This is a genomic window from Cesiribacter sp. SM1, from assembly GCF_020178975.1.
Taxonomy (GTDB): Bacteria; Bacteroidota; Bacteroidia; order Cytophagales; family Cyclobacteriaceae; genus Cesiribacter.
This window is the reverse complement of sequence record NZ_JAHXBU010000042.1, coordinates 69289-82944: the sequence shown is the minus strand read 5'-3', so window position 1 is coordinate 82944 and position 13656 is coordinate 69289. Positions and strand designations below refer to the sequence as shown.

The 13656-nt window shown below is 48.1% G+C and carries 14 protein-coding genes; 2 read left to right on the top strand and 12 right to left on the bottom strand.

Annotation, left to right across the window (positions count from 1 at the left end; translation table 11 throughout):
• Positions 1–101 precede the first annotated feature (101 nt).
• The 9 genes from KWJ01_RS06765 to KWJ01_RS06725 all read right to left on the bottom strand — a co-directional run bounded on the left by KWJ01_RS06765 (position 102) and on the right by KWJ01_RS06725 (position 9407).
• Positions 102–905: a TerB family tellurite resistance protein gene (locus KWJ01_RS06765; RefSeq protein WP_224995669.1), complete on the bottom strand. Its 804-nt coding sequence runs from the start codon at positions 903–905 to the stop codon at positions 102–104.
• Between the two features lie 536 nt (positions 906–1441).
• The gene (locus KWJ01_RS06760; protein ID WP_224995668.1) at positions 1442–2869 is read right to left on the bottom strand and encodes a sugar MFS transporter; all 1428 of its coding nucleotides are present in this window, start codon (positions 2867–2869) and stop codon (positions 1442–1444) included.
• A gap of 509 nt (positions 2870–3378) precedes the next feature.
• Positions 3379–3828, bottom strand: a complete 450-nt coding sequence (locus tag KWJ01_RS06755; RefSeq protein WP_224995667.1) for a hypothetical protein — start codon at positions 3826–3828, stop codon at positions 3379–3381.
• Positions 3829–4009: 181 nt separating this feature from the next.
• Positions 4010–6052, bottom strand: coding sequence for a thioredoxin domain-containing protein (locus tag KWJ01_RS06750; protein WP_224995666.1), 2043 nt, complete (start codon positions 6050–6052; stop codon positions 4010–4012).
• Positions 6049–7029, bottom strand: a complete 981-nt coding sequence (locus tag KWJ01_RS06745) for a GSCFA domain-containing protein (RefSeq protein WP_224995665.1) — start codon at positions 7027–7029, stop codon at positions 6049–6051. The genes KWJ01_RS06750 and KWJ01_RS06745 overlap by 4 nt, the downstream gene beginning before the upstream one ends.
• 235 nt (positions 7030–7264) lie before the next feature.
• On the bottom strand, positions 7265–7708 hold the full coding sequence (gene rplI / locus KWJ01_RS06740; RefSeq protein ID WP_224995664.1) for a 50S ribosomal protein L9: 444 nt from the start codon (positions 7706–7708) through the stop codon (positions 7265–7267).
• Positions 7709–7754: 46 nt separating this feature from the next.
• Positions 7755–8006, bottom strand: coding sequence for a 30S ribosomal protein S18 (rpsR, locus tag KWJ01_RS06735; RefSeq protein ID WP_061991621.1), 252 nt, complete (start codon positions 8004–8006; stop codon positions 7755–7757).
• On the bottom strand, positions 8006–8371 hold the full coding sequence (gene rpsF, locus KWJ01_RS06730; RefSeq protein ID WP_224995746.1) for a 30S ribosomal protein S6: 366 nt from the start codon (positions 8369–8371) through the stop codon (positions 8006–8008). Before rpsF ends, rpsR begins: the two co-directional genes overlap by 1 nt.
• Positions 8372–8486: 115 nt before the next feature.
• Positions 8487–9407 (bottom strand): chromosome segregation protein SMC, encoded by a 921-nt coding sequence (locus KWJ01_RS06725; RefSeq protein WP_224995663.1) that lies wholly within the window; start codon positions 9405–9407, stop codon positions 8487–8489.
• 106 nt (positions 9408–9513) lie between these two features.
• On the opposite strand from KWJ01_RS06725, the gene KWJ01_RS06720 reads away from it, so the two are divergent.
• Positions 9514–10098 (top strand): methyltransferase domain-containing protein, encoded by a 585-nt coding sequence (locus KWJ01_RS06720; RefSeq protein WP_224995662.1) that lies wholly within the window; start codon positions 9514–9516, stop codon positions 10096–10098.
• A 108-nt stretch (positions 10099–10206) separates the two neighbouring features.
• Here KWJ01_RS06720 and KWJ01_RS06715 read toward each other — a convergent pair whose 3' ends face one another.
• Together KWJ01_RS06715 and apaG are read right to left on the bottom strand one after the other, a co-directional pair.
• Positions 10207–11007, bottom strand: coding sequence for an O-methyltransferase (locus tag KWJ01_RS06715; protein WP_224995661.1), 801 nt, complete (start codon positions 11005–11007; stop codon positions 10207–10209).
• Positions 11007–11393, bottom strand: a complete 387-nt coding sequence (gene apaG / locus KWJ01_RS06710; RefSeq protein WP_061991625.1) for a Co2+/Mg2+ efflux protein ApaG — start codon at positions 11391–11393, stop codon at positions 11007–11009. The genes KWJ01_RS06715 and apaG overlap by 1 nt, the downstream gene beginning before the upstream one ends.
• A gap of 107 nt (positions 11394–11500) precedes the next feature.
• Here apaG and ung point away from each other — a divergent pair, with 107 nt between their 5' ends.
• On the top strand, positions 11501–12163 hold the full coding sequence (gene ung / locus KWJ01_RS06705) for a uracil-DNA glycosylase (protein WP_224995660.1): 663 nt from the start codon (positions 11501–11503) through the stop codon (positions 12161–12163).
• A gap of 138 nt (positions 12164–12301) precedes the next feature.
• Here the strand turns inward: ung and lepB are convergent, their stop codons facing one another.
• Positions 12302–13414: a signal peptidase I gene (lepB, locus tag KWJ01_RS06700; protein WP_224995659.1), complete on the bottom strand. Its 1113-nt coding sequence runs from the start codon at positions 13412–13414 to the stop codon at positions 12302–12304.
• Between the last annotated feature and the right edge of the window lie 242 nt (positions 13415–13656).

Genomic DNA, 13656 nt, shown 5'->3' with positions numbered 1-13656 from the left:
TCACAAGGCATTTCATGAATCCCTAGGAGTACTGACTCAATCCAGCTATCATCTCTTAAACAGGGTGGATTTTCCCATCTGCGCAAAGTGGAAACAGCTGTTTACCAGCCACGCCTGCGGCTACCAAACAGGCCGCCCAGTATTGATCCGAGCCCACCTGTTCCCATGCTTCTGTAGCCTCGCCTGCCGTTGAGGCCCCCCAGGATTGATAACATAGAGCCAAGGCCACCACTGCGGTACATGCCGCCCCCCATCATACCACCACCCATCAAGCCGCCCCCCAGTAAACCTCCTAATAAACCACCACCCATGCCCATGCCGCCCATCATGCCTCTTCTACGGTAGCCGCCTCTTAACATGCTGGCGATGGCCAGTGGCGCCACAACCCCCAGAATGCCCTGTACCATTTGTGGAGAGATCCCTGCGTTCTTGAACATATCTGTAAATCCGTTCTTGTTCAGGAAAGATTGTGAGGTGGGGTCTTCTCCTTTTTGCTGGGCATCACTGGCTTTGTTGACAAACTTATCCAGGATGCTGTATTGGTCCTGTCGTATATCCAGGTATTTAGCAATATCCTCAATTTTCCTTTGTTCATCGGGCGTGTACTGACCATCAGCCTTGGCAAAGCTGATGATATCGGTAACAAAGGAAAAGCGCAGGGGACTTCTTTTGATCTCATCAAGGCATTTCTGCAGGTTAATTACCGATGGATTTTTGGCTATATAAGTAATCTCCTGCTGAATGTTTTCAGGGAGTTCTGCAGCTTCGGCCAGTAATTGAAGATACTCTATCTCTTCGGCAGAAGCATCACCATCGGCAGATGCCAGGGTTGCCAGGGCGCCAAAATAGGCTGCTTTTTCGTCGTTGCTGTATTCTTTCAGTAAAGGGGCTTGTGCTTGTTCCATGGGTTTATTTTCTCTTAGAGAAGATTTAACCATAAACCTGCCAGTATGTTATGCAGTGATGTTGAAAAGAGGAGCTATCTGTTGTGTGGTGCCCCGGGGGCGTAACCCGGAGCAGAACAGGAGAAGCAGCTGTCTAAAACAGGATCTCTTCAGAAGATCTGTCAACTTCCTCTGTTTGATCTTCCCGGGTGGTCAACTCAATATCGTGCAGAATACGTTCATCATCTTTGCACACATTGTGCCAGGCAACCATAATAAACCAGGCACAGGGCCCAGAAAACCTGTTCTAGAAACCTTCCGATCTACTGCATTGCCTGCATAGTTGTGTTATTAATGCAATTCCATACTACGCCTGCAAACAAAACTCCACCGGTTAGTGCATGCCACAGCTGCCGTTGCTGAGGCTAAAAGCTTGAAAATATAGGCATTGTTCTGTCGGAATGGCATAAAGGTGCCTCGGCAGCAAGCTTAATTTAACAGGCAGGCAAAAAAATAGCCCCTGATGGGGCTATTCATTATCTGGTTAAAAGGCATGCTTACCTGGCTGCTGCAGGGGCTACCTGCTTAGGCTTGTAACCAACAAAACCATAGTAGGCAATGTAGAGGTAGCAAACCAGTGGAATCAGGAATGAGTACTGAAGGCTTCCGGTGCTATCAGCTACAATACCTTGCAGGGGAGGAATAAGTGCACCACCCACAATGGCCATTACCAGCAAAGAAGAACCCTGGCTGGTGAATTTACCTAAACCTGCAATAGCAAGGGTAAAGATGGTTGGGAACATAATGGAGTTAAACAGACCAATGGCAATAATTGACCACATGGCCACTGCACCTTCGGTGAAAATTACCACCAGCAGGAGCGCCATTACGGCTGTAGCAAACAAACCTAAAGTGCGGCTTGGTATGTAGCTGCCCAACAGCAGTACCACTATGTTCAGTACAATCAGGCCTAATACAATCAGGGCGATGTCCATGCCATAGGTTGCGTAAACAGCACCAAAGGCTATGGCAGTGATCAGGGCGATGATGGCAAACCTGTTGGCTGCATTTTTAAACTGTGCCAGGGCTACGGCACCAAAGAAACGGCCTACCATGGCACCACCCCAGTAAAGGGCCAGAAAGCCGCTGGCTTCTTTTTCTTCCAGACCTGCAATGTGTGGCAGGTTTAAGAAGTTAATGAAAGCACTGCCTACTGCAACTTCACCACCTACATAGGCAAAAATACAAACCATACCCAATACCAGGTGACTGTATTTCAGGGCGCCGCTGCCCGCTACAATTTCGTCGCTGTGGATTTTGGGCAGGCGGAATAATTTAAACAGCAGGGCGATCAGCAAAAGCGTACCAGCCAGGGCCAGGTAAGGCATTTTAACTGAATCTGCACCATCTGTTGTAGCAGTGTTTACACCTTCAAAGATTAACCATCCGCCAATGATAGGGGCAATGGTGGTGCCCAGAGAATTGAGCGCCTGGGTCATGTTCAGGCGGCTGGAGGCACTTTCTGCAGGACCCAGAATGGCTACATAAGGGTTGGCAGCAATTTGCAGGATGGTAATGCCTGAGGCCAGGATAAAGAGCGCACCCAGGAAGAAGCCATAGCTGTGAAGGCTGGCAGCCGGATAAAACAGCGAGCAGCCAACTGCAGCCACCACCAGGCCTATGATGATACCGTTTTTGTAACCGATCTTCATGATAGGGTCGCCCTGGTTCATGGAAACGATGAAGTAGGCGAGCGACACAAAGAAGTATGCGCCAAAGAAAGCAAACTGCACAAGCATGGCCTGTGCAAAGGTCAGGTCAAATATTCCTTTCAGATAAGGAATAAGAATATCATTCATGCAGGTAATAAAGCCCCACATGAAGAACAGGATGGTTACTACAATTAGCGGACCTGTGTAGTTTTTACCAGACTGCTGACCGGCAGCAGCTGGTGCCGTTTTGGTACTTGTTGTAATGCCTGCCATAGGGAAGGTATTGTTTTAGGTTTGATTGGTTGGTAAAAATTTGATAAAAATCAGTAGTATCTACAGACAAAATTCTGTTTAAGGAATTAGCGCTCACATGCCCTATAAGCCTTTTTTGGCTGTAAATACTAATCAACAAGGTAGTAAATTTATTTATTTTGCGCGTCTTGAGAGCCTAAACTTTCACTTATTTATTGTATGTGCGGCTGCCGTAAATGATTGGTTAGCGGAAGGGCCACCCGGGGCTTTTTTGCCCGTGGTACCGGGCGGTGAGCGATGTTAGGAGGGATAGGTATGTTCGTCGGAAAAATCAGGCCCCACCGCTTAGGCTAATTGCCTGTGGCAGTGGGGCCAGCTAGTGCAATGCTGTTAAATTGTGCAGGAGATTTATTTGCACGAATCAAAGGATCACTTCTATTGCTGGTATTGAGCGCAGGTTAAATGAAAATTATTGCAGCTCTGGCTCATGGCTGCCAAGCCGCAGGAGTTGTAGTATTATAAGCTTTCTGCTAGTGCTTCCTGCCTTTTCCATTGCCCTTGTTGCCCTTTCCCGAATTGTGGCCGGATGCCTTCGCCTTGGGTGGCGCGCCATTGCCGCCCTTATTTTTTACCTTGTACTTTACCTTATGATCGGAGTTGTGATTATGGGGATTATCCGCTGTGAAATCCAGCTCAACCTGGATAGCACTTGCCAGGTTGATACGCCCAAAGAGGCTTGGCAGGCTAATGGCTGTGAGCCAGTTACCTCCTTTTAAATAAATGTATACCCCTTTTTGCATATCAAAATAGAAGTTGTGCTGGGGAAAGTAAATATGGCGGGTCTTGGCCCGGTAACCATGTGCAGGTGCCCAGGGCGGAGGTCCGTTCTTTCCTTTTCCCTGTGCAAGACTATCTGCCGGTAAACTAAAGCAAAGGAGCAGCATGGCAACTATCCCGAATAGAAAAGTTCTTATGTTCATGTAAGGCGGCTATATGTTAGGTTGCTGTTGTGGTGCCAGGGCAGATCCGTGTATTCTCAGCCAGCACATGCACCAAAGCACCAATGTAAGAGTAGATTGTTCCGGTAAAAAAACGAAACAGGCTTTAGCCTTTCTCCTGTAAGGTTTCAAAACAATTGCGGCCGGTAATTTGTAGCAGCCTTTATGCCAGAATTACAGCTTCACGGATCTGCTGAACGGCTTCTGCAACCTCTTCTACCGGCTTTTGGCAGGCACGGTTGTAGCAGACATACAGTTGTGTTTCATCTTCTTTTGGCTGGCGGTACTGGAGCAAGGGCAGCTTGCTTTCGCGGGCAGTAGCCGCTACCACTTTGTTGGGCAGGTAGTGCTGGTGTAGCTCCAGGGCTTTTTCGCGGTAAGAGGGTCCTACAATGGCAACCTCGGCAGTAGGGTAGGCAATCTGCAGGTAGAGGCCCAGCCAATGTGTTAGGTACTGGGGCTCTGTAAGCAGCAGGCGCTCCATGGCTGAGACCATCCCTGCAGCTTTTTCGGTATATTCCTCTTTTTCCAGCAGCAGGCCCAGCTGGTACAGGTTGTGAGCCATCTGGCTGTTGGAGGAGGGAATTACATTATCGAACAGCTCTTTTTTACGGGCTATCAGGGCTTCACTGCTTTTACCGGTATAGAAGAACAGGCCTTCTTCGGTATCCCAGAAATCCTGCAGGCAGTATGCAGTAAGATTATCGGCCAGCCGGAGCCAGTGTTCTTCAAAGCTTACGCCATAAAGGTGCAGAAAACCACCTATCACAAAGGCATAGTCATCTAAAAATGCAGGCGATGGTGCTGTGCCAGCTTTATGGTTACGCCTAAGCCTGTTGCCCTGCAGCAGGTTTTTTTCTATGAAGGCTGCATTTTGCTGTGCCAGTTCCAGGAAATTGGGTTCACCAAAAGCAGCATAGGCATCGCAGAGGCCTGTGAGCATCAGTCCGTTCCAGGCAGCCAAAATTTTATCATCGAGGCCCGGCCTTATGCGTCTGCTGCGGGCCTCCAGCAGTTGCTGGCGAGCATCCTCTAACAGCTGCTTCAGGTCGTCGGGGTCCAGCTCATACTTTCTGGCAAATTCCTGGGAGGATTCGCGACGGAAAAGGATGTTAGCCCCTTCCCAGTTTCCTTCTTCAGAGGCATTGTAATAATCTGCCAGCAACTCTGCTTCTTCCTTTCCAAGCACTTCTTCCAGCTCTTCTATGGTCCATAGGTAAAATTTGCCTTCCTCGCCTTCGCTGTCGGCATCGAGGGCTGAATAGAAGCCGCCCTGCGGGCTAAGCATTTCACGCCCGGCCCAGGCAATGGTCTGGTAAACCACCTCTTTGAATAACTCATCTTTGGTGGCCGTGTAGGCGCTGGCATACAGGCTGATAAGCTGACCATTATCATATAGCATTTTTTCGAAGTGGGGTACAAACCACTCGGCATCTACCGAATAACGGGCAAAGCCACCACCAACCTGGTCGTATATGCCTCCCCAGGCCATTTCACGCAGGGTTAAAAGGGCCTGTTCTAGTGCCGGTTCGTCTCCTGCAGCCGCCCAGTACCTAAGCAGAAACTGCCAGTGGCTGGGCATGGGAAACTTCGGTGCAGGATTTAGACCGCCCCTGCCTTTATCGAACTTCTTGGCAAAGCTGTTAAACAGGTGCTCCAGCTTTAGCCTGGTAATGTGCAACTCATGCTGCTCCAGGCCAAAACGTTCCACATCGGAGTAGGAGAGGGTGTCGGTAAATTTCTCCGACGATTCCTCCAGTGCCTTCCGGTTCTCTTTCCAGGCTTTTTCTATGTTTTGAAGCAGCTGTACCCAGTGCTCCCTGGGAAAGTAGGTGCCGCCATAGAATGGTTTTTGATCTGGCGTAAGAAAAACGTTCAGGGGCCAGCCTCCCTGTATGCCCATGGCCTGCACCGCATCCATGTAGATCTGGTCAATATCGGGGCGCTCCTCCCTGTCGAGCTTGATACATACAAAGCCCCTGTTCATTACCTCGGCCACGGCTTCTTCTTCAAAGCTTTCGTGTTCCATTACATGGCACCAGTGGCAGGCAGAGTAGCCAATGGAGAGAAGGATAGGCTTTTCTTCCTCCTTTGCCTTTTGCAGGGCTTCCTCTCCCCAGGGATACCAGTCAACCGGGTTGTGCTGATGCTGCAGGAGATAGGGGCTGCTGCTCTGGCTTAAACGATTGGTATGTGTTGGGGTCATGGCTGGAGTTGCTCCTGGAGCTTTTTGATTTCGTTACCTACATCTACCCGGCCGGATAGTGCCTGCAGCTTTTGCAGTGTTTTTTGTAAGAACTGCCGGTGGGCTAAAGATGTTGGGTTAAACGGCCTGTGCCGGAGCGACTGCTTCAGGGGCTCCCATTCTTTCAGAAATGCCCGGGCCTCCTCATCCAGCAGGGTAGCTGTAAACTTTTCCCAGACATACTGCTCTGCAGCGGGGGTAGGGTGCAGCAGGTCTGGGTTATAAAAACGGTAGTCCCGCAGGTCGTCCATCAGCAGTTCATAGCTGGGGAAGTAATATACCTCCTGTGGGTATTTTTCCTGCAGCTGATGGCATACCACCCGCAACATGGCCTTACTCACAGAGTTTAGTTCAAGGGTGTCTTTCAGGTGTCGTACAGGGCTTACCGTAAGCACTAGTCTGAGCGAAGGGTTAAACTCTTTCAGCTGCTGCCAGAGCTGCTCCAAGGCCTGCAGGCTTTCTTCTGCAGGAACCAGCCGCTTGTTGAAGAGCCTCTGGGGCTGCTTATGGCAGTTGGCTACAGTCAGGTCTGCCTCTGCCAGCTCATACACAAAAGAGGTGCCTAGTGTAAGCACTAGCGCCTGCCCCTGCTGCAGGTAGTGCTTTACTTCCCTGAACAGGCTTTTCAGCTGTTGCTGTAGCACTTCCCGGCTGGGCGCATTGAGGGAGGAGTGCAGCAGGTAGTTGAGCCAGCGCTCCTGGTATAGCAGGTAAGTGGTTTCGGAGGGCTGCCGGTCTTCTACTGCCATCTGCAGCAGCTGCACCAGTGGAAGCGGATGAAAGAGGGTACCAAAAGGGTTTACCAGTACCCTGAACTTAGATTCCTGCAGGCGCTCCCCGATTACTGCAGCAAAGCAGGAGCCTACACTTAGGATAGGCTTTTGAAGCCCGAGCTTGAAGGGTGAGGCGCCAGGCTGAAGTTCGGTTCTGAATTCCATGGTTCTAAATACGAAGATATGGGGTCAATTGAAAATTTAGAGGTTTTTGTTGATTGATTTTTGATGCTGTTGAGCGTGTGTGCAGCCTGGAAAATCAGCAGGATTCCTGTTTTTTGGGAGCCTGGAGGCCCTGCAGAGCACTCACCTGCCAGGAGACGGGCGGGAAGGGGAGCTGGAAAGGCACAAAAAAAGGCGCCCCAGAGGAGCGCCTTTACGTATATGATAACAGATTAACTTATTCGGCAATAACCTCGAAGTTAATTGTTTTCTTCACTTCTTTGTGCAGGTCAATTTCTGCAGTGTACTCACCAAGGCTTTTTACTTCGCCATTGATAGAGATTTGCTTGCGGTCTACATCGTGACCTTTTGCTTTCAGGGCTTCGGCAATTTGGGTAGTAGTTACTGCACCAAAGATTTTGCCGCTTTCGCCAGCTTTAGCAGGGATGGTAAGCTTAGCATCACCAATAGCGTTAGCCAGGGTTTCAGCATCAGTCTTGATTTTTTCAGCTTTGTGAGCTACCTGCTTGATGGTTTCGTCGCGCTGCTTTACTGCACTGGTGGTTGCCATTACAGCATAACCTTCAGGAATCAGGTAATTGCGCGCATAGCCAGGCTTAACGTTCACAAGATCATTGCGATAGCCCAGGCCTTTGATATCTTTTTTAAGAATGATTTCCATTGCTTTACTGATTGTTAGTTTAAGGCGTTAGCCACAAACAACTTTTTTATTTAAGCGAATCTGTTACGTAAGGCATCAGCGCCAGGTGACGGGCACGCTTAACAGCTGTAGCAACTTTTTTCTGGAACTTCTCGCTGGTACCAGTGATACGGCTTGGCAGCAGTTTGCCTTGCTCGTTAACAAACTTGGTCAGGAAGTTAGCATCTTTGTAGTCGATGTATTTGATGCCATGGCGCTTAAAACGGCAATATTTCTTGCGGTTTTCGTTACGCTGTATTGGTTCGTTTTGAAGTGTCATTACGCTTGTGCCTCCTTAGGTTCTTTTTTGTTGAAATCGCCTTTTCTTCTTCTTTCGTTGAATTCAACGCCGTGCTTATCAAGAGCAACGGTCAGGAAACGCAGGATAGCCTCGTCGCGGCGATACTCTGTTTCCAGGGTGCTAACTACTGTAGTAGGAGCATTGAATTGGAAAAGAACATAAAAACCAGTGTTTTTGTGCTGGATCGGATACGCCAGCTTGCGTAGTCCCCACTGCTCTTCGTTCACAATTTCGGCACCATTATCAGTAAGTACCGCTCTGAACTTGTCGACAGCATCCTTTACCTGAGTCTCAGATAAAACGGGATTTAAGATGAATACCGTCTCGTACTGTTTGTACATGATAGATGAAAATTTAATGAGGTGCAAAATTAAAGAATATTTTGCATACTTCAATGGATGTCAATAAAAAAGCTCCGCATGGCGCGGAGCTTTCCATTAATTTCTTATGTGTTCCTGGTTACTTTACGCGGAATTTCTCCTGTCCGATCATAAAGCCATCTGCATAAAGCTCTACATTGTACACACCTTCTTCAAACTCGCTGCCTTTGTCGTACATATAGGTCAGCTGCTGGCGGGTGTTGTCGAACAGTATGTTCTGCTGTGCAGTGTAGAACTCCTCGCGGCCATCGATCATCATGGTACCAGAGCCTGTGGCTACATCGAACAGCACGTTTCCGTTCGGGTCGATCACTCTAAGCAGAATATCCTTGCTTTCAATAGGAGCAACAGGGTTGTCGGCCAGGTTGAAAGTAACCTTCAGCTTGTCGATCTGTCCGTCGCGGAACTCACCTTCACGCTCTTTGCCACGTTTGTTCACAGCAGCCACTTTAATGTTTTCTGCTTTCAGGCGGGAGGCAATGGCAACTTTTTTGCTAAGCTCCTGGCGGTTCTGGTTAATGGTTCGAACTGAGTCAGAAAGCTGGTTTTGTGTAGTCTTAAGGTTAGTATTTTCTGCGTAAAGCGAATCACTAAGTGTTCTAAGGCGGGTAATTTCCACATCCTTTTCACGTAGCAGGGTTTCGTAACCCTTCACTTTTGCATTTACCTCGTTAAGGCGGCGACGGGCAATTTCGCCAGAGCGCTGCAGTTGCTGCTTTTCAGCTTCCAGTTCAGCTTTGGCTTTTTCGAGCTCCTCTACATTACCGCCAAGTTTCTCAATTTCAGCGATACGTGCATCAAGCTCGGTTGTCATGTCGTTGAGCCTTCTGTAAGTGTCAGCCAGCTCAGTATCTTTGCTTGCTATTTCTGCCCGCATTTCTTCTTTTTCGCGGTAGTCCATGTAATAAACTACTCCATTTATAATAAGGAGCAGCGCGATAATGGCAATAATAAGCGTTTTGGTGTTTTTACCTGAGCTTTTACCTGTGTTCTCGGCCATACGTATTTAGGTATTAATTTGCTTAAGAATGAGAAATCGAAAGATTTATTGTTTTGTTCCTCAATAAATATTCCTAATCACAAATATCTTAAAAAAATTCGCTTCCATGTCAGATTTTAATGAAAAATACTGGACTGACCGTTACCTTACTGGACAAACCCAGTGGGATGCCGGAAACATCACCACTCCATTAAAAGAATATTTTGATAAACTGCAGGAGCGTGACCTGAAAATACTGATTCCCGGTGGAGGAAATGGCTATGAAGCTGAGTACCTGCACAAAGCTGGTTTTTCAGAAGTCTACCTGCTGGATATATCACCACTACCGCTGCAGCAGTTTAAAATACGCAATCCACATTTCCCGGAGGCTCATTTATTGCTGCAGGATTTTTTTAAGCTCGATGATCAGTTTGACCTGCTGGTGGAGCAAACTTTTTTCTGCGCCCTGCACCCATCGCAGCGCACTGCCTATGCAAAAAAGGCGCATGAGTTATTGAAACCAGGCGGTCACCTGCTGGGCTTGCTCTTTGATGCTCCCTTAAATGAAGATTTTCCTCCATTTGGCGGCAGCAGGGAAGAATACCTGGAGTATTTTGAGCCCCTCTTCACCATCCAGAAGTTTGAGCCCAGCTACAACTCTATAAAACCCCGCGCCGGTCGTGAGTTATGGATTGACCTGGTAAAGCCTTAAGGAGTAAAACAGTTGGTAAAAGCTTGAAGATAGAAGTTAGTAGAAGCTGGAGGCTACTACAGGGGCTTGAGTGCAGCGGCAGATGGTTCATGCATTTTATTATAAAAGCTAGTACTCCACCACATAATGCTGGCGTTGCAGGCCTGGTCTGAAAAAGAGAAGGCCAGCTTCGTAGAGGTCTATGCTAAGGCTTACCCGCGGGTGCTGACAAAGGGTTAACCAGGCCTGCTGCATATCTGCAGACCAGTGGATGTCATCAACCACCACTACAGAATCATCATGCAGGTGGGGGAGTATCCACTCAAAGTACCGCAGGGTGGCACTGTAGGTATGGTTTGCATCAAGGTAAGCCAGGTCAACGCTGCTTAGCTGTTGTTCCAGCAGCAGGGGCAGCTGCTCATCTATGTTGCCGGTGTGCAGGGATATGTTGCGGAGGTTTAGTTCCTGAAAATGAGAAGCAGCAAGGGCAGCGGTATTGGGGCAGCCCTCCAGGGTATGGATCCTGCCACTGGGGGAGGCTATGGCCAGGTAAAGGGTGTTGATGCCCAGGGAGGTGCCCAGCTCCAGGATGTTTCTGGCTTTGATGTGCCGAACCAGCCGGTAAAGCAGGCTGCTGAAGCGGACAGGCGTAAGGCTGTGCCGGGCAATGCTGGACACAGGCCGTATGTTGCTCCTGCTGATGCTGGAACCTGCACCCAGTTCATGCATTTCCAGGCGTTCAGGTGAAGCCAGCAGGCGTTGCCGCAGGTTTTCAATTTCCGGAACTCTTTTTACAGGCGGTTTTACTACCTGCTGGTAGAGCTGGTAAACAAAGGGAGCCTGCAACGAGTGTTCGTTTACCGCATGGAGCCAGTATTGCAGCCATGCCCGTGCCTGAAACCACTTTTGCTGCCACTGTGTCTGTAGCATTAATTTAATTTGAAGGGTGCCACCATGGTAAATTCGGGTATTTTAACCCTGAACTTTTTACCATCTATGATACGCTCCATCAGGTAGGTGCCGTACATTTTGCCCATACCAGATTTAAGATTGCAGCCGGAGACATACTGGTGGCTCTGACCTGCTTCTAAAACAGGCTGCTGACCAACCACACCTTCACCTTCTACCTCGCGTACTATGTTGTTGGCATCGTGTATATACCAATGTCTGCGAAGAAGCTGAACTGTATGCTGACTATTATTTTCTATAACAATACGGTAGGTAAAAACATAGTGCATTTGCCCGGGGCTTGAATATTCAGGCTGATAGGCGGTTTCTACACATACCTTTACACCTTGGGTAACTTCCGAAACCATTCTTGCGCTTTTTGCTTAATCTGATTAAATATACGAAGAAATTAACTATATAGACGAGCTAAATTCTAAATAGAAACGCTTCAACTTAAAATACAATTAACTGCCGCATGGATGTTAAAATTGCCCCCTCCTGGAAAGAAAAATTATATAATGAGTTTGAGAAGCCTTATTTTCAGTCCCTTACGGAGTTTGTGAGAGACGAATATCGGGAGCATAAGGTTTTTCCGCCACCGAGCCTCATCTTTAATGCCTTTGCGCACTGTGCTTTCGATGAGGTAAAGGTAGTTATCCTGGGGCAGGATCCGTATCATAATCCCGGACAGGCAAACGGGCTGGCTTTTTCGGTAGCTGATGGTGTTACCCCACCACCTTCGCTGCAAAATATCTATAAGGAGATCAGTGATGAATTAGGCATCCCTGTGCCATCCAGTGGTAACCTGGAGCGATGGGCAGATCAGGGTGTACTGCTCCTGAATGCTACCCTCACGGTGAGGGCTCATAAGCCGGGCAGTCATCAGAAAAAGGGCTGGGAAGAATTTACAGATGCCGTAATAAAGCTCTTATCAGACGAAAAGAAAGAACTGGTATTTATGCTCTGGGGTGCTTATGCCCAGAAGAAAGGATCGGTAATTGATGAAACCAAGCACCTGGTGCTGAAATCTGCACACCCCTCACCATTTGCTGCTAACCGGGGTTTCTTTGGCAACAACCACTTTAAAAAGGCAAACGAATACCTGCAGCAGCACGGCAAAGAGCCAATTGCATGGTAGCACAGGGCTATGCGTATATGGCAGAAGGTATTTGCTGCGCGTACAGGGTTACAATGAATATGATGGTATATGGAAGGGGAGCTTCTGCTTCAGGAGATCCCCTGCCATATACCATTTACAAGCTATCCGGCAGTAGTCTTAATCCACTCCTTTAAAAATTCTTTCCCAGCGGATTTTGCTGAAGAAGCTTTCGTTCGGGTCAATCGACATCCAGGTAAAGAGGGCTTTGCCTACAATGTGATCATGCGGAACAAATCCCCAGTAACGGGAGTCCAGGGAGTTGTGGCGGTTATCACCCATCATAAAGTAATAGTCCTGCTGAAAGGTGTAACTGTCTACCGGCTGACCTTCTATAACTACCTTACCATCTGCCAGCACTACATCATCGGGATCATGTCCGTCGTAGTATTTGATGGTGTTGAAGTATTTGGCGATATTTTCTTCTGTTAGAGGAATGGTCATTCCCTCGGCAGGAATCACCAGTGGGCCAAAATTGTCCAGATTCCAGGCAAATTTGTCGTAACCAGCGGGCATTATCTCCTGGCCTTTTTCACCTTCAGGAAAAACCACCTTTTCTACTGATTCTACGAAAGGAAGTGCCTTAATTTCATTGGCAGTATGTTCAGGCAGGCTTACCATCAGGGCATTGCCATACATTTGTGCATCGTACAGTTCGTACTGCCGGATAAAACGCTCACTTGGCTGGCCCTTTAGCTGTATGGTGTGCATAAACTGCATCTGCTCGGGGTTTTCCATGGGCTTGCCATTTACAATTACCTGCTGATCTACAATGCGCAGGGTATCGCCGGCAACTGCCACCGCACGTTTTACATAGTTGCTGCGCATATCTACGGGATGCTCAAGCTCACCGGGAAAATTGAAGACCACCACATCGCCCTGCTCTACATCACTGATGGCAGGCAGCCTGAACTGCGGCAGCTGTATGAGCGTGGAATAGGCAGGTATATTAGTACCCCAGATGGTTTGATGAGACAGCGGAACCTGCAAAGGTGTTATGGGCGTAGCTGCACCATAATGCGATTTGCTTACAAAAAGAAAGTCACCAATCAGCAGGCTTCTTTCCATGGAGCCTGTAGGGATGGTAAAAGGAGTAAAAACGAGCCACCGGATAAGTGTGGCTGCAACCACTGCAAAAACAATGGCATCTAGCCATTCCCGGGTGGGAGACTTTGCTTTCTTAGGAGCAGCTTTTTTATTTTTACCTTTCTCTTCTTCAGCCTTTGTGATCATAAGTTCTGTGAGGTTATTCCAATAAGGTGCATCCACAAAGATAACAACAGCTTGTTCATCAGCCTTACCATTCAAATAATAGTATCAGGGGTGTGCATAAGAACTAAACCATTAACGGAGAAAAGGTTTGCATGGGAGAGGCTCATTTGTTTTTGATTAAAGGGCAATGAGATTGCTAAATGCTTTTTTGCTCCACACCTGGCAGGTTTCAAAAAACCTGCCAGGTGTGCAATCAATTTTAT

What these genes read in the sequence shown, in the direction of transcription:
- KWJ01_RS06765 (WP_224995669.1), bottom strand. Translation starts at nt 905, where the DNA reads ATGGAACAAGCACAAGCCCCTTTACTGAAAGAATACAGCAACGACGAA.
- lepB (WP_224995659.1), bottom strand. Translation starts at nt 13,414, where the DNA reads ATGATCACAAAGGCTGAAGAAGAGAAAGGTAAAAATAAAAAAGCTGCT.
- KWJ01_RS06725 (WP_224995663.1), bottom strand. Translation starts at nt 9,407, where the DNA reads ATGGCCGAGAACACAGGTAAAAGCTCAGGTAAAAACACCAAAACGCTT.
- KWJ01_RS06750 (WP_224995666.1), bottom strand. Translation starts at nt 6,052, where the DNA reads ATGACCCCAACACATACCAATCGTTTAAGCCAGAGCAGCAGCCCCTAT.
- KWJ01_RS06760 (WP_224995668.1), bottom strand. Translation starts at nt 2,869, where the DNA reads ATGGCAGGCATTACAACAAGTACCAAAACGGCACCAGCTGCTGCCGGT.
- ung (WP_224995660.1), top strand. Translation starts at nt 11,501, where the DNA reads ATGGATGTTAAAATTGCCCCCTCCTGGAAAGAAAAATTATATAATGAG.
- KWJ01_RS06745 (WP_224995665.1), bottom strand. Translation starts at nt 7,029, where the DNA reads ATGGAATTCAGAACCGAACTTCAGCCTGGCGCCTCACCCTTCAAGCTC.
- rplI (WP_224995664.1), bottom strand. Translation starts at nt 7,708, where the DNA reads ATGGAAATCATTCTTAAAAAAGATATCAAAGGCCTGGGCTATCGCAAT.
- rpsR (WP_061991621.1), bottom strand. Translation starts at nt 8,006, where the DNA reads ATGACACTTCAAAACGAACCAATACAGCGTAACGAAAACCGCAAGAAA.
- KWJ01_RS06715 (WP_224995661.1), bottom strand. Translation starts at nt 11,007, where the DNA reads ATGCTACAGACACAGTGGCAGCAAAAGTGGTTTCAGGCACGGGCATGG.
- apaG (WP_061991625.1), bottom strand. Translation starts at nt 11,393, where the DNA reads ATGGTTTCGGAAGTTACCCAAGGTGTAAAGGTATGTGTAGAAACCGCC.
- KWJ01_RS06720 (WP_224995662.1), top strand. Translation starts at nt 9,514, where the DNA reads ATGTCAGATTTTAATGAAAAATACTGGACTGACCGTTACCTTACTGGA.
- KWJ01_RS06755 (WP_224995667.1), bottom strand. Translation starts at nt 3,828, where the DNA reads ATGAACATAAGAACTTTTCTATTCGGGATAGTTGCCATGCTGCTCCTT.